Annotated in this window: 13 protein-coding genes; 6 read left to right on the top strand and 7 right to left on the bottom strand. The window is 70.3% G+C overall.

Annotation, left to right across the window (positions count from 1 at the left end; all coding sequences use genetic code 11):
• Positions 1-115: 115 nt before the first annotated feature.
• Positions 116-850, bottom strand: coding sequence for a 2OG-Fe dioxygenase family protein (locus A5764_RS06620; protein ID WP_082951540.1), 735 nt, complete (start codon positions 848-850; stop codon positions 116-118).
• Between the two features lie 46 nt (positions 851-896).
• Positions 897-2,909, bottom strand: a complete 2,013-nt coding sequence (locus A5764_RS06615) for an SDR family oxidoreductase (RefSeq protein WP_067110402.1) — start codon at positions 2,907-2,909, stop codon at positions 897-899.
• Positions 2,910-2,966: 57 nt separating this feature from the next.
• On the opposite strand from A5764_RS06615, the gene A5764_RS06610 reads away from it, so the two are divergent.
• Positions 2,967-3,317, top strand: coding sequence for a hypothetical protein (locus tag A5764_RS06610; RefSeq protein WP_156664527.1), 351 nt, complete (start codon positions 2,967-2,969; stop codon positions 3,315-3,317).
• A gap of 32 nt (positions 3,318-3,349) precedes the next feature.
• On the opposite strand, the gene A5764_RS06605 is transcribed toward A5764_RS06610, so the two are convergent.
• Positions 3,350-4,054 carry a histidine phosphatase family protein gene (locus A5764_RS06605; RefSeq protein ID WP_067110396.1) on the bottom strand — a complete coding sequence of 235 codons (705 nt, stop codon included), beginning with the start codon at positions 4,052-4,054 and terminating at the stop codon, positions 3,350-3,352.
• An 82-nt stretch (positions 4,055-4,136) separates the two neighbouring features.
• On the opposite strand from A5764_RS06605, the gene A5764_RS06600 reads away from it, so the two are divergent.
• On the top strand, positions 4,137-5,009 hold the full coding sequence (locus A5764_RS06600) for a MaoC family dehydratase (RefSeq protein WP_067110393.1): 873 nt from the start codon (positions 4,137-4,139) through the stop codon (positions 5,007-5,009).
• A gap of 91 nt (positions 5,010-5,100) precedes the next feature.
• Here A5764_RS06600 and otsB read toward each other — a convergent pair whose 3' ends face one another.
• Positions 5,101-6,255, bottom strand: coding sequence for a trehalose-phosphatase (gene otsB / locus A5764_RS06595; protein ID WP_067110420.1), 1,155 nt, complete (start codon positions 6,253-6,255; stop codon positions 5,101-5,103).
• A 76-nt stretch (positions 6,256-6,331) separates the two neighbouring features.
• Here otsB and A5764_RS06590 point away from each other — a divergent pair, with 76 nt between their 5' ends.
• Positions 6,332-9,619 carry an error-prone DNA polymerase gene (locus A5764_RS06590; protein ID WP_067110390.1) on the top strand — a complete coding sequence of 1,096 codons (3,288 nt, stop codon included), beginning with the start codon at positions 6,332-6,334 and terminating at the stop codon, positions 9,617-9,619.
• A gap of 84 nt (positions 9,620-9,703) precedes the next feature.
• Here the strand turns inward: A5764_RS06590 and A5764_RS06585 are convergent, their stop codons facing one another.
• Complete coding sequence (locus A5764_RS06585; protein WP_067110386.1) at positions 9,704-10,111, bottom strand: TIGR03667 family PPOX class F420-dependent oxidoreductase; 408 nt, start codon at positions 10,109-10,111, stop codon at positions 9,704-9,706.
• Between the two features lie 22 nt (positions 10,112-10,133).
• Between A5764_RS06585 and A5764_RS06580 the strand changes: the two genes are divergently transcribed.
• A complete protein-coding gene (locus A5764_RS06580; RefSeq protein WP_067110383.1) occupies positions 10,134-10,778 on the top strand; it encodes a nitroreductase family protein in 645 nt (214 codons plus the stop codon).
• Here the strand turns inward: A5764_RS06580 and A5764_RS06575 are convergent, their stop codons facing one another.
• Positions 10,779-11,105 (bottom strand): YciI family protein, encoded by a 327-nt coding sequence (locus A5764_RS06575; protein WP_067110381.1) that lies wholly within the window; start codon positions 11,103-11,105, stop codon positions 10,779-10,781.
• Between the two features lie 46 nt (positions 11,106-11,151).
• Positions 11,152-11,616: a tRNA (cytidine(34)-2'-O)-methyltransferase gene (locus tag A5764_RS06570; protein WP_067110378.1), complete on the bottom strand. Its 465-nt coding sequence runs from the start codon at positions 11,614-11,616 to the stop codon at positions 11,152-11,154.
• 257 nt (positions 11,617-11,873) lie between these two features.
• On the opposite strand from A5764_RS06570, the gene A5764_RS06565 reads away from it, so the two are divergent.
• Together A5764_RS06565 and A5764_RS06560 are read left to right on the top strand one after the other, a co-directional pair.
• The gene (locus tag A5764_RS06565; RefSeq protein ID WP_067110375.1) at positions 11,874-14,726 is read left to right on the top strand and encodes a sensor histidine kinase; all 2,853 of its coding nucleotides are present in this window, start codon (positions 11,874-11,876) and stop codon (positions 14,724-14,726) included.
• Entirely contained in the window at positions 14,723-15,130 is a 408-nt protein-coding gene (locus tag A5764_RS06560) for a roadblock/LC7 domain-containing protein (protein ID WP_067110372.1), read from the top strand. Before A5764_RS06565 ends, A5764_RS06560 begins: the two co-directional genes overlap by 4 nt.

Here is a 15,130-nt window from a genome sequence, read left to right as displayed (position 1 = left end):
GGACGCCCCCCGCCGCCGCCCCGCCCCCCCCCGCCGCCGCGCGCGCGCGCCCCCTCCACTAAACACCCCCCCCGCGGGCCGCCGCGGCGGCGGCCCCCCCCCCCGAAGACGGGGTTCACGGCCACGCCGAGGCGAAGGTGATCACCAGGACGTCGCGCTGCGCCGGCCCGGAGCCGTCGATCGGCCGGATCGGCGAGACGCCGTGCACGGTGCGACGGTCGTCGCCCAGCATCAGCGTGCCGGGCTCGGCCAGCGTCGCTTTCAGCAGTTGCCGACCGGTCAGGTCACACACGGTGCTCTCGCCGCCGATGGCGTTGCGCCGCCCGATCAGCAGCGAGGTGACCAGGGTGACGCCGTCGCGGTGCATGCCTTCGGGCGTGGGGCGCCCGTCCGCGTCGGCCGCGGACCGGATGCGGAAGGGGTGCACCTTGACGTTCCACTCGTCGACGTCGTCGAGGGCCGCCGCCATCCCGGCCAGCAGTCGGATCACACTGTGCAGCAGGGGATCTCCGTCGAACGCGTCGGTCAGCGGTTCGAACTGGCGATCCCTGCCGACGTAGAGCGGGTTGGAGTCCTGCGGCTGCGCGAAGACGCCGATGGGCACCCGCCGCGCGACCCCGTCGCGCACCGCGTACTGGCCGTACCGGCGCAGGCGCTGCACCCCCAGCTCCGCCGCGTAGCGGTCCGGCGCCAGATGTCGCCAGTGCCGGGCGAACCGGGTCCATTCCTCCCGACCCACCCGAAGGCTGCGGGTCACGTCCAGCGCGGGCATCAGGGCGGCGCCCGTCGTGGTGAGCAGCCGGGTCGCGGCGGCCACCGGGTCGGCGTCCGTCCGCTCGTCGCAGGGCATCACGGCGCCGGAATACCGCAATCCGGTGCCGGCGAAACGCGGCCGGCTACCAATGCACGCCGGGGACCAGGCGCGCCAGTCGTTTGACCGGTCGGGGCGTGCGCAGGCCGCCCGCGACGGCGCGGACCGGGCGCTTCGGGCGGCGTTTCGGCCACGCCACCTTTGTTGGTGCCGTGGTCTCGGGGGCCAGCCCGCGGGCGGCGGCCGAATCCGGGTAGCCCAGGTAGAGCTGGTGCAGGATGCGCCGCGAGGTCCGCGGCGCGAAGTAGTTGCCGGCTTCGGCGAGCGTGCCCAGCGGGGTGTCGATGCGCGCCGGCTTGTCGACCAGGCCGCGCACCACCATCGCCGCCGCGCGTTCGGGGCTGATCGCGGGGACCGGGTTGAGCCGGTGCGACGGCGCGATCATGGGCGTGCGGACCAGCGGCATGTGGATGTTGGTGAAGGTGATGTGGTCGGACAGCGTCTCCGACCCGACGACGTCGGCGAACGCGTCCAGCGCCGCCTTGGTGGGCAGGTACGAGCTGTATTTCGGATTGCGGGCTTGCACGCCGGCGCTCGAGACGTTGACCACGTGACCGAACCGCCGCTCGCGCCAGTGCGGCAGCAGCGCCAGCACCATCCGCACGGCGCCGAAGTAGTTGACCGCCATCACCCGTTCGTAGTCGTGCAGCCGGTCGGTGGAGTTGACCACCGAGCGGCGGATCGACCGGCCGGCGTTGTTGACCAGGTAGTCGACGTGGTCGAAGCGGCCCAGGATGTCCTTGACGGTGTGCTCCACCGACACCGAATCGGTGACGTCGCAGCTGAACGCGTGCGCCTGCCCGCCGCCCGCGCGGATCTCGGCCACCAGTTGATCCAGCGCGTCGGCGTTGCGGGCCAGCGCGAACACCGTCGCGCCCTTCTCCGCGACCGCGATCGCCGACGCCCGGCCGATGCCGCTGGACGCGCCGGTGATGATCACGTGCCGGCCCTGCAGCGGATGCTTCGGATCGCTTCGGCGGGCCCGATCGGGGTCCAGGTGCTCGGCCCAGTACCGCCACAGCTTGGGCGCATAGGCGGCGAACTCCGGGACCTCAATGTTCGTGCCGCGCAGCGCTTCCCGGGTGTGGTCGCTGGCGAACGTGGGCTTGAGGTCGACCACGTCGAAGATCTCGGCGGGGATGCCCAGCTGGGTGGCCGCCATGTTGCGCAGCACCTTGGCGCGCCCGCGCACCTTGAGCACCGGCGCGGCCACCGAAGCCGGCAACGACCCGCGCAGCGGCGGCAGCCCGGCCGCTTTGGCCACGCCGCGGTAAATGCCGCGCAGCCCAATGGTTTTCGGTGCGGTGAGGTGGAACGTTTGCCCGTCGCGCCCCTCGGCATGCATGAGCGACACGAGCGCGTCGACGACGTAGTCGACCGGGACGATGTTGGTGCGCCCGGTGTCGGGCAGCAGGATCGGGGTCAATTTGGGCAGTACAGCCAGCATCGACAATATTGCGAAGAAGTAGTACGGCCCGTCGATCTTGTCCATCTCGCCGGTGCGCGAATCGCCCACCACCACCGCGGGGCGGTAGACGCGGTAGCGCAGCCCGGGCGCCGAGCGCACCAGCGACTCGGCCTCGAACTTCGTTCGGTGGTACGGGGTCGGCAGCTGCTGGCCGACGTCGAAGTCGTCCTCGGTGTACTCGCCGGGAAAGTCGCCCGCCACGGCGATCGACGAGACGTGGTGCAGTGTGGCGCCCAGCTGCCGCGCCAGCCCGATCACCGCGCGGGTCCCCTCGACGTTGGCGGCTCGCTGCTCGGCCTCCCCCGCGGTGATGTCGTAGATCGCCGCGCAGTGCACGACGTGGTCGACGGGGCCCAGCTCGGCGAGGGTCTCGTCGGTCAGCTCGAGCTCGGGCAGCTCGCCGACCAGCGGCTTCGCACGTTCACCCCAGTCGGCGGCGAGGCGTTCGAAGCGGCCCAGCGACCGGCGCCGGACCAGCACCCAGACCAGGGCGTCCGGCCGGGTTTCGAGCAGGCGAGAAACGACGCGACGACCGATAAACCCGGTACCGCCGGTAACGACATACCGCATGCAAGCCATCGTGGCGGCTGGTGGCCGCAAACGTCAACCGGGGAACAGGCTGAAGTCTTGCGCGCGGAGCACAATCATGAGAACGGCTATCGAGACAGTGACATGAAACCACCGCACAACGAATCCATCTGGCCCGACGACACCCGTCGTGCCGCTGTCACGCTCGCGCTTGGCGCCGCCGCCAACAGCGACTTGCAGTTCCAGGACATGATCAACTCGATCAACGACGCGCTGAACAGCGGACGGTCCCTGCAGTTCGTGATGGAGTTGATCCGGCTGCTCGCCGCCGAGTTGGGGGAACAGTTCAGCAGTCCCGACACCGCGGCGGCTTACCGGCAGATGGCGGCGGAAGCCCAAGCGTATGAAGAGGATATGCGCGCGCGCCGAGAATGGCGGAAAGGCAACTGATTCGCCGAGGGGTGATCGTCCGCGCGGAGCGATCAACCGGCGAAGTTACGGATGCCGTCCCACTCCACCAGCGTCCAGCCGTTCATCGGGTTGCCGGTGAGCACCACGCGGCCGACGTTGGGCAGCGGGTGGCTGGTCAGCAGGCTGGTCTTGGCGTTCTTCGCGTTCAGCATGGTCCAGTACTCGATCGCGAACTTGTGCGAGAACACCACCGGGTCGTGCTTCCCGTTGTCGTAGACCTTCTGTACGGCCGCGGTGAAGCGGTCGTTGAACTCCTTGCCGCTGACCGAGCCGGGGATGGCGTCCTGCAGGTCGCCGTTGATCCAGTCCGCCGGCGCCAGCAGATAGGTGGCGTTCTCCTCCTTGACCGGCTTCCCTTCGAACCAGCCGGCCTTGATCTCCTGGATGCCCTGCAGCACCTCGACCTGCTTGTGCAGTTCGGAGGCCAGCGGCGCGGCGGTCTGCTGGGTCCGCACCATGGTGGAGGCGTAGACGGCGTCGTAGTTGTTGTGGGCGAGTTGGCGGGCCGCCTGTGCGGCCTGCTCTTTGCCCTCTGGGCTCAGGCCCGGCCCGGGCACCTCGGTGTCGATGATCCCGCTCGCGTTGGCCTCCGACTCCGCGTGCCGGACGAACGTCAACGTGATGCTGCGCTGCTGCGGTGTTCCGCCGCACGCGCCGACGATTAGCGTTGCGGCGAGCACCACCGCCGCCTTCCAGACCATGCTCCCCTTGCGCATGGCGTTAGCCTGCCCTGCCGATGGTGCCGGTGGGAAGGGTTTGCGATGGTTAGGTGGCAAAAAAGCCTGAAAGGAGACTCGCGTGGCCATTGACCCGAGTGCTGTCGGCGCGGTAACCGAGCCGATGCCGTTCGAATGGACCGACCGGGACACGCTGCTGTATGCCCTCGGCGTCGGCTGTGGGACCGACGACCTGTCGTTCACCACCGAGAACAGCCACGACATCACCCAGCAGGTGCTGCCCACCTACGCGGTGATCTGTTGTCCGGCGTTCGGCGCAGCCGGCAAGATCGGAACGTTCAACTGGGCCATGCTTTTACACGGATCGCAGGGTGTGCGGCTGCATGCGCCGCTGCCGGCGGCGGGAAAGCTGTCGGTGGTCACCGAGGTCGTCGACATTCAGGACAAGGGTGAGGGCAAGAACGCGGTCGTGATGCTGCGCGGTCGCGGGACGGACCCGGAGTCGGGAGCCCTGATCGCCGAAACGTCGACCACCTTCGTCGTCCGGGGCGCGGGCGGCTTCGGCGGGCAGCCGGGTCAGCGTCCGGCCGCACCGGAGTTCCCGGACCGCGAGCCCGACGCCCGCATCGCGCTGCCCACCCGCGAGGATCAGGCGCTGATCTATCGGCTGTCCGGCGACCGTAACCCGCTGCACAGCGACCCCTGGTTCGCCCGCGAGCTGGCCGGGTTCCCCAAGCCGATCCTGCACGGGCTGTGCAGTTATGGGGTGGCGGGGCGGGCGCTGGTGGCCGAGTTGGGTAAGGGTGTGGCCGCCAACGTCACATCGATCGACGCGCGGTTCAGCTCGCCGGTGTTTCCCGGCGAGACGCTGACCACGCTGGTCTGGCGCACCGAACCGGGCAAGGCGGTGTTTCGCACCGAGGCTTCCGGGCCCGACGGCGCCGACACCCGGGTGGTGCTCGACGACGGCGCGGCGGAGTACGCGCAAGGCTAGCGGCCGGTGATATCCATCGCTGTGCGCCGGGGGCGTCGAGTGTGAATCCTGGGCGGCGACACGCCGCCTGCGCTCAGCGCACAGTCACGCCCTAATTCACCGGGGCATTGCTCAGCTGGCGTGCTAGCCGGTCGGTGAATTCGGCGACCCGGGTGGGGCTGTCGAGAGCGTACCGGGCCGCGGTGGCGCGGTCACCGTCCTCGTTGTGGCGCACCAGGATCGGGACGCCGTCGTGTTGGATCGCGTCGAACGCGTCCTCGTCGGTGATGTCGTCGCCGAGGTATATCGGCATCAGCGGACCCGGATCGGTCTCGCGGAGGTGGTCGATCACCCAATGCAGGGTTTTCCCCTTGTCCCAGTCCATGTCCGGCCGCAGCTCGATGACTTCTCGACCGGTGGTCACCCGCAGCGCATCGCGCCGGCCCGCCGCGCGCACCGCCGCCGCCACTTCGCCGACGCGGTCGCGTGCCGCGTTGCGGTAGTGCACTGCGACGCCGAATCGCTTGTGCTCCACCACGACTCCGGCGATCGGTCCGAGCCCGTCGCGCAGCTCGGCCGCCGCCTGTTCGAGCACCGGTATGGCCGCCGCGGCGTCCTCGTTCTGGTGGTGGGTGCCGTCGGGCGCGGTCAGCTCGAAGCCGTGGCTGCCGGCATACCAGATGCCGGGCACGCCGACGCGCTGTGCCACGTCGGCGAGGTCGCGGCCGGACAGCACCGCGACCGGGCATTGCGCGGCCAAGGCCTGCAACGCCTCGACTGCGCCGGCGACCGGCCGGGCCGCGCCCGGGTCGTCGACGATGTCCGACAGCGTGCCGTCGAAGTCGTAGAACACCGCCGGCCGCCGGGCGGTCAGGAGGCCGAGCGCCTGCGCGGCGTCGGGCAGCTGCGACATCCGGCGGTCCCCGGTGCGCACCGCGATTTCGCTCGGCTCGGCGACTACCGCGTCGGCGCCGGCGCGGCGCAGTGCGTCGGGGGCCGCCCCGACACCGACCACCAGCGCGAAGCCGGCGCTGCGCGCGGCCACGACGCCCGCGGCGTTGCCGGCGACGACGGCGCAGCGGCCCGGCCGCACCCCCAGCCCGTCCGCCGCCTCGCTCAGGGTCGCGCCGCTCGGCTCGAAGACGCCGGTGTGCAGGCCGACTTCGCGCAGTTGTCGCGACAGCGTTTGCGGGGGGTCCACCGCGGCGTCGAACAACACCGCGTCGTGGCGGCGCGGGTCGATGGTCACCGGCTCCAACTTGGTCACGACCCACCCTCTCACGGCGGTGGATGCGGGCGGCCGTGGCGGCGCGAATCGAACATACTTTCGATACACTGGGCTCGTGGGCTGGTTTAATGGGCCGCTGAGCTGGGCGGAAATGGAGCGGGTGCTCGACGGCAAGCCGCGCCACGCCGGCGCGCCGGAGCAGGTCCCCGAGGACGCCCCCTTGTCGCGCAAGCGCGGGACGTACCGGCCGCCGGATGACGCCCGGCTGGCGCCGTCGTCCGTTCCATATGCCGAGCTGCACGCGCATTCGGCGTTCAGCTTTCTCGACGGGGCCAGCACACCGGAGGAGATGGTCGAGGAGGCCGCCCGGCTGGACCTGCGCGCCCTGGCGCTCACCGACCACGACGGCCTGTACGGGGCGGTGCGATTCGCCGAAGCGGCCGCCGAGCTCGACCTGCGCACGGTGTTCGGCGCCGAGCTGTCTTTGGGGCCGGGGGCGCGGACCGAGCAGCCCGACCCGCCCGGGCCGCACCTGCTGGTGCTGGCCCGCGGCCCGGAAGGTTACCGACGGCTGTCGCGGCAGCTGGCCGCCGCACACCTGGCCGGCGGCGAGAAGGGCAAGCCGCGCTACGACTTCGACGCGCTGACCGAGGCCGCGGGTGGCCACTGGCACATCCTGACCGGATGCCGCAAAGGCCATGTGCGCCAGGCACTGTCGCAAGGCCCGGACGCGGCGGCGCGGGCGCTGGCCGACCTGGTGGACCGGTTCGGCCCGCACAGGGTCAGCATCGAGCTGACCCATCACGGTCACCCGCTCGACGACGAACGCAACGCGGCGCTGGCCGCGCTGGCGCCCCGCTTCGGCGTCGGCGTCGTCGCCACCACAGGCGCGCATTTCGCCCACCCGTCGCGCGGCCGGCTGGCCATGGCGATGGGCGCCATCCGGGCGCGGCAGTCCCTGGACTCCGCCGCCGGATGGCTGGCCCCGCTGGGCGGCTCGCATCTGCGGTCCGGCGAGGAGATGGCCCGGCTGTTCGCGCAGCGACCGGACGTGGTGAGCGCCGCCGCCGAGCTCGGCGAGCAGTGCGCGTTCGGGCTGGCGCTCATCGCGCCGCAGCTGCCGCCGTTCGACGTGCCCGACGGGCACACCGAGGACAGTTGGCTGCGGCAGCTGACGATGGCCGGGGCGCGTGACCGCTACGGGCCGCCGAGGCAGTCGGGAAACGCGCGCAAGGCGTACGCCCAGATCGAGCACGAGCTGAAAGTCATTGCCCAACTGCAGTTTCCGGGTTACTTCCTGGTGGTGCACGATATCGCGCGGTTCTGCCGGTGCAACAATATCCTGTGCCAGGGCAGGGGCTCGGCGGCCAATTCCGCGGTCTGTTACGCCCTGGGCGTCACCGCGGTCGATCCGGTGGCCAACGAGCTGTTGTTCGAGCGTTTCTTGTCGCCGGCCCGCGACGGGCCACCCGACATCGACATGGACATCGAGTCGGACCAGCGCGAACAGGTCATCCAGTACGTCTACGACAAATACGGCCGTGACTACGCCGCCCAGGTCGCCAACGTCATCACCTACCGGGGAAAGATCGCGGTGCGCGACATGGCCCGCGCCCTGGGCTTCTCGCAGGGGCAGCAGGACGCGTGGAGCAAGCAGATCAGCAGCTGGAGCGGGGCGGCGGATTCGCCGGATGCCGAGGGGATTCCCGAGCAGGTGATCGACCTGGCGACCCAGATCCGAAACCTGCCTCGGCACATGGGCATCCATTCCGGCGGCATGGTGATCTGCGACCGCCCGATCGCCGATGTCTGCCCGGTGGAGTGGGCGCGCATGGAGAACCGCAGCGTCCTGCAGTGGGACAAGGACGACTGTGCGGCAATCGGTTTGGTGAAGTTCGACCTGCTCGGGCTGGGCATGCTCTCGGCGCTGCACTACGCCATCGACCTGGTGGCCGAGCACAAGGGGATCCGGGTGGACCTGGCCCGGCTCGACCTCTCCGAGCGGGCGGTGTACGAGATGCTGTCCCGCGCCGATTCCGTCGGGGTGTTCCAGGTGGAGTCGCGCGCGCAGATGGCCACCCTGCCGCGGCTGAAGCCGCGGATGTTCTACGACCTGGTGGTGGAGGTCGCGCTGATCCGGCCCGGGCCCATCCAGGGCGGGTCGGTGCACCCCTACATCCGGCGGCGCAACGGCGTCGACCCGGTCGTCTACGACCACCCGTCCATGGAGCCCGCGCTGCGAAAGACGCTGGGGGTGCCGCTCTTTCAGGAACAGCTGATGCAGCTGGCGGTCGACTGCGCCGGCTTTTCGGCCGCCGAGGCCGACCAGCTGCGCCGCGCCATGGGCTCCAAGCGGTCCACCGAACGCATGCAACGGCTGCGCGGCCGGTTCTACGACGGCATGCGCGCGCTGCACGGCGCCCCCGACGACGTGATCGACCGGACCTACGAAAAGCTGGAAGCCTTCGCCAATTTCGGCTTCCCCGAAAGCCACGCGCTGTCCTTCGCGTCGCTGGTGTTCTACTCGTCGTGGTTCAAGTTGCACCACCCGGCGGCGTTCTGCGCGGCGCTGCTGCGCGCGCAGCCGATGGGCTTTTATTCACCGCAGTCGCTGGTGGCCGACGCGCGCCGGCACGGCGTGACGGTGCACGGCCCGGACGTCAACGCCAGCCTGGCGCACGCCACCTTGGAAAATTCAGGGAACGCCGTCCGCCTGGGACTGGGCGCCGTCCGTCATATCGGCGACGACCTGGCCGAGCGGCTGGTGGAGGAGCGAAAAGCCAACGGCCCGTTCGCCTCTCTGCTGGACCTGACGTCCCGGCTGCAGCTGTCCGTGTCGCAGACCGAGGCGCTGGCCACCGCCGGGGCGCTGGGCTGCCTGGGCATGTCCCGGCGGGAGGGGTTGTGGGCGGCCGGGGCCGCGGCCACCCAGCGCCCGGACCGGTTGCCCGGGGTGGGCTCGTCGTCGCGCGTCCCGTCGCTGCCGGGGATGAGCGAGCTGGAGCTGGCCGCCGCCGACGTGTGGGCCACCGGCATCTCCCCGGACAGCTATCCCACCCAGTTCCTGCGCGAAGACCTGGACGCGCTGGGCGTGGTGCCCGCCGAGAAGCTGCTGAGCGTGCCCGACGGCGACCGGGTGCTGATCGCCGGCGCGGTGACTCACCGGCAGCGGCCCGGGACGGCCCAAGGGGTGACGTTTCTCAACCTCGAGGACGAGACCGGGATGGTCAACGTGCTCTGCGTGCCGGGGGTGTGGGCGCGGCATCGCAAGCTGGCCAACACGGCGCCGGCGCTGCTGGTTCGCGGTCAGGTCCAAAACGCCAGCGGCGCAGTCACCGTCGTGGCCGAGCGGCTGGGTCGCATCACCCTGGCGGTGAGCTCGAAGTCGCGCGACTTCCGCTGATACGGGCGCGAGGGTGCGCAGAATGCCGACAATTCACGGCGTGTCGCGGACAAACGCGCACGCTCGCGGGAAACCAGCGCTCCGCTAGGCGGGCGTCGTCCACACCTTGGTCGGGGTGATCGCCAGCCGGGTGCTGTAGGAACCCATCGCATCGGTCAGGCCGAATTTGGCGGCGCCCTCGCTGTACTTCGTCCAGTACGGCTCGTCGTCGCGGCAGTCGACGTCGGTCGCGTCCACCGCCGCCGTCCCGCCGACGACGATGATGCCGCCGCCATTGCCGTTGGAATCCAGGTTCAGGCTCACCTGCGGACGCGCCCTGATGTGCGCGACCTTGGCGGCCCCGGGTGTGGAGTACACGGTCAGCTTCGCTCCGTCGAAGTAGAACCAGATCAGCCGCGGAACCGGCTGTCCCGATTTGGCGACGGTGGTCAGCCACCCGTAGTGATCGGACGTGAGCCTGCTGGAAACCTCTTGTGTCAGTTCGACGGTCATCAGCCGAATGTAGTCTCCCTCTATGACCCTCAACCTGTCCGTCGACGAAGTCCTGACGACCACCCGCTCGGTCCGCAAGCGCCTCGACTTCGACAAGCCGGTGCCGCGTGAGGTGCTGATGGAATGCCTGAATCTGGCGCTGCAGGCGCCGACCGGTTCCAACTCGCAGGGCTGGCAGTGGGTGTTCGTTGAGGACGCCGACAAGAAGAAGGCGATCGGCGACATCTACCTTGCCAACGCCCGCGGCTACCTTGCCGCGGGCGGCGCCGAATACCCCGAGGGCGACACCCGCGGTGAGCGGATGGGCAAGGTCCGGGACTCGGCCACCTATCTGGCCGAGCATATGCACGAGGCGCCGGTGCTGATGATTCCCTGCATCGAGGGCCGCGACGACCAGACGCCGTTGGGCGGCGTGTCCTTCTGGGCGTCCCTGTTCCCGGCGGTCTGGAGCTTCTGCCTGGCGCTGCGCTCGCGCGGCCTGGGCTCCTGCTGGACGACGCTGCACCTGCTGCGCGACGGGGAACAGAAGGTGGCCGAGGTGCTGGGCATCCCGCACGACAAGTACAGCCAGGGCGGGCTGTTCCCGATCGCCTACACCAAGGGCACCGACTTCCGGCCCGCCAAGCGGCTGCCCGCCGAGCAGCTCACGCACTGGAACAGCTGGTAGTCACGTCGTTAGGGGCCACACCTCGACGACCCCGTGCGCGATCGCGCAGGGCGTTTGGCTCACCCGCTCGATCGCTGCGTCGATATCGTCGGCCTCCAGCACCGCGAACCCGGCGATCGGCAGCGTTGACTGCAGGTACGGCCCCGGCTCGATCCGCGCGCCGGCGCCCTGTGGGTTGCGCACCTGAACGGGTTGCCCGGCGATTCCGATGAGCGCCCCCGACGCGCGCAACTCGTCGTCGCGCGCGTGCGCGGCCCTCTTACATTCGTCGCTCACGCGGTTGTATCCGGCCGCGTCTCCGTAGCCGATCGTGATGAAGGTAGCCATACCGAGGCTGACCCGCCCCGGCCGCAATACTCATCGCGGCGACCGATCAGACCGCACCCGAATAGCCGTGCTGGCGCCAGGCCTCGTAGACGGCGATCGCCGCCGCATTGGACAGGTTCAGCGAGCGCCGCCCCGCCAGCATCGGGATGCGCACCTGACAGGTGATGCGCGCGTCGGCCAGGGTCGCCGCGTCCAGCCCGTCGGGTTCCGGCCCGAACATCAGCACGTCACCGGGCTCGTAGCCGACGTCGGCAAACGACGTCGGGGCGTGCGCGGTGAAGGCGAACACCCGCGCCGGCAACAGCGCATCCCACGCGGCGTGCAGCGACGGATGGACGGTGACCGACGCGAGGTCGTGATAGTCCAGCCCGGCCCGGCGGAGTTTGGGCTCGGACAGGTCGAAGCCCAGCGGCTCGACCAGGTGCAATTCGGCGCCGGTGGCGGCCGCCGTCCGGATGGCGTTGCCCGTGTTCGGGGCAATGCGCGGGCTTACGAACATCAGCCGGAACATGTGCCGATCATGACAAAGCCGATTGTTTGCCAGACTTGCGCCTCGGCGCACTGGTGAACCTTGGAGGGCTCTGCCTACTCAGTAAGAATTGTGGAGACCTCGGCCGGGTGCTGTCATACTCGTCGGATTGCCAGGCGTTTATCGCTCGCGCCCATCTGCGCGGGGGCTGGCACGAACTAAGCAGGAAGTTTCATGAGCATCTCGTTACGCAAAGCGCTAGGGGTCAGCGCAGCGGCCGGTCACCCGGCCGCGATCACGTGACCATGTTCACCCGCCCGGCCAATCCGGCCGAGGCGGCTCGACGCGACGTCCCGGCCGCCCAGGCGGGACCGGGTAAACGCCCGTCCACCTGGTCGCTGAGCAACTGGCCGGTGCGCTACAAGGTGTTGGCGATCCTGCTGGTACCGCTCGTTTTGGCGACCGCGTTCGGCGGGCTGCGCATCAAGGACGCCATGTCGAACTCCGGCGGCCTGAAGCTGGCCGCCGCCCGCGCCGACGTGCTGCCGGCGATCACCAAGTACATGTCGGCGTTGGATGTCGCGCTGCTGGCCAGCTCCACCGGGCGCGACGTCGAGGGGGCGAAGAAGAACTACGAGGCGCGCAAATACGAGCTGCAGACCCGGGTGGCCGACACCGACCTCGTCCCTGACGTCCGCTCGGGCGTGAGCACGCTGCTCAACGGCGGTCAGGGGCTGCTGGACAAGGTGGCCGACAACAGCATCGGTTTGCGGGACCGGGTCACCACCTACGCTCCGATCCTGTTGACGGCCGAGGACGTGATCATCGCGTCGGTGCGCGTCGACGACGAGCGCATCCGCGCCGAGGCGCAGGGCCTGAGCCGGGCGGTCGGCGCCCGCGGGCAGATGACGATGCAGGAGATCCTGGTCACCCGCGGCGCCGACCTGCCCGAGCCGCAATTGCGGACCTCGATGATCACGCTGGCCGGCACCGAACCGTCGACCCTGTTCGGGATGAGCGAAGTGCTGGGTGCGGGGTCGCCGGAGGCCAAGACGCTGCAGCAGCAAATGGTGACCCGGATGGCGATCATGTCGGATCCGGCCAGTGTGCTCGTCGACAACCCCGAGCTGCTGCGCTCCATCCACACCACCGACGGCATCGCCGAACAGGTCATCAAGGATGCCACCGCGTCGGTGACCAAGTCGGTGCGCGCCCAGGCCGACGACCGCCGCAACGCCGCCATCCTCGACGCCGCGCTGGTGCTGGCGGCCATCGTGATCGCGCTGGCCATCGTGTCGCTGGTGGCGCGCGCGCTGGTACGCCCGCTGCGCGTGCTGCGCGACGGCGCGCTCAAGGTCGCCCACACCGACCTCGAGGAGGAGGTGGCCCGCGTCAAGGCCGGTGGCGCCGAGCCGATCCCGCAGCCGCTGCCGGTCTACACCACCGAGGAGATCGGCCAGGTCGCCCATGCCGTCGATGAGCTGCACGGCCAGGCCCTGTTGCTGGCCGGTGACGAGGCCCGGTTGCGGTTGTTGGTCAGCGACATGTTCGAGACCATGTCGCGGCGCAGCCGGTCGCTGGTGGACCAGCAGCTGGCGCTGATCGACCGGCTGGAGCGCAACGAGGAAGATCCCGAGCGTCTCGACAACCTGTTCCGGCTGGATCACCTGGCGGCCCGGCTACGCCGCAACAGCGCCAACCTGCTGGTGCTGGCCGGCGCCCAGCTGGCCCGGGACCAGCGCGAGCCGGTGCCGCTGTCGACGGTGATCAACGCCGCGGTATCCGAGGTCGAGGACTACCGCCGGGTCGAGATCATGGGCCTGCCCGACTGCACCGTGATCGGCGCGGCCGCCGGCGGCGCCATCCATATGTTCGCCGAACTCATCGACAACGCCCTGCGCTACTCGCCGCCGACGACGACCGTGCGCATCTCCGCGGCGCGCGGCGGCGACAGCGGGGTGGTGGTGCGCGTCTCCGACTCCGGCCTGGGCATGAACGACGCCGATCGGCGCATAGCCAACATGCGGCTGCAGGCCGGCGGCAAGGACACCCCCGACCCCACCCCCGACAACGCCCGTCACATGGGCCTGTTCGTGGTGGGCCGCATCGCCGCCCGGCACGGCATCCGGGTGGGGCTGCGCGGGCCGGCGGCCAACGAGGCCGGCTCGGGGACGACGGCCGAGATCTACCTGCCGCCGACGGTGCTCGAGGGCCTTCCGGTCGTCCGTGCAGCGTCGCCGCGCGGACGGGTCGGGGCGGTGTCCTCGCCGAGCACCCAGCTCGCCAACGCCATAGCGACGACGGATCCCGGCGGGGAGCCCGCCGCGCAGCACGTGGCGCCGGAGCCGGCGAACCAGAACGGCTCGGAGGCGTTGGGGCCGTCGGTCACGTTGTTGCCGCGCCGCAACCCGGGCTCCAGCGGCATCACCGAAGTTCCCGCGGTTCCGGACCCGCCGGCCGAGCAGCTGCCCCGGCGGCACCGGCGCGAGCTCGCGACTCCCTGGTGGGAAAGTGAGCAGCCCGCCCAGCAGGCGCCGGAGCCACAGCCGGCGCCGCCCAAGGCCGCCCCGGTATCGAACACGTCGGCGTTCTTCGCCGCGCGTTCGCAAAGCGCCACAGACCGGGCCGCACAGGCCCAGCCGGCCCCGGAGCCGCCGGCCGCACCCCCGCCCGCCAGGCTCGCCGGCGAGTCGATTCCGACCATCCCGAAAGCCACGAAGACCCCAGCGGCCCCGGCCGACGATGACGTGATCTATCGCCGGATGCTCTCGGAGATGCTAGGGGACCCGCACGACCTGGTAGATAGCCCCGACCTGGATTGGCAGTCGGTGTGGGACCGCGGCTGGTCGCTGGCCGCCGCGGCGGAGGAAAAGCCCGTCGAGACCCACACCGCCGAGCACGGGCTGCCGGTCCGCAAACCCGGCGCCCGGCTGGTGCCCGGCACGGCCAACGGGACCTCGGGCGAGCAGGGCCAAGACGAGGACGAAGGATCCCTCGTCGGCTCCAACGGCGGATCCCATCGTCAGGCGGAGCATGCCGCGGTGACGCGTGACCCCGAGGCGGTTCGCGCCTCGTTCAGTAGCCATTTCGGCGGCGTGCGCTCCGGACGGTCGCACGCCCGCGAGACGAACGAAGGATCGGAAGAGGCATGACGTCTGCTGGCAACTCGCTGGACTGGCTGGTGACGAAGTTCGCCCGCGAGGTCCCCGGGGTCGCGCACGCCTTGCTGGTGTCCGTCGACGGGCTTCCCGTCGCCGCCAGCGAGCACCTTCCACGCGAACGAGCCGATCAGTTGGCCGCCGTGGCCTCGGGGCTGGCCAGCCTCGCCACCGGCGCCGCGGAGCTGTTCGAGGGCGGGCAGGTGCTGCAGTCGGTGGTCGAGATGCAAAACGGATACTTGTTGCTGATGCGAGTCGGCGACGGCTCGCATCTGGCGACGCTGGCCGTGACGTCCTGCGACATCGGTCAGATCGGTTACGAGATGGCTATCCTCGTCGAACGGGTGGGCGGCGTGGTGCAGTCCAGCCGCCGCTCCGCTACACACCAGCGCTCGTGA

This window comes from Mycobacterium sp. 852002-51057_SCH5723018, from assembly GCF_001667035.1.
In the GTDB taxonomy this organism is placed as follows: domain Bacteria; phylum Actinomycetota; class Actinomycetes; order Mycobacteriales; family Mycobacteriaceae; genus Mycobacterium.
This window is presented reverse-complemented; position numbering and strand designations above follow the sequence as displayed.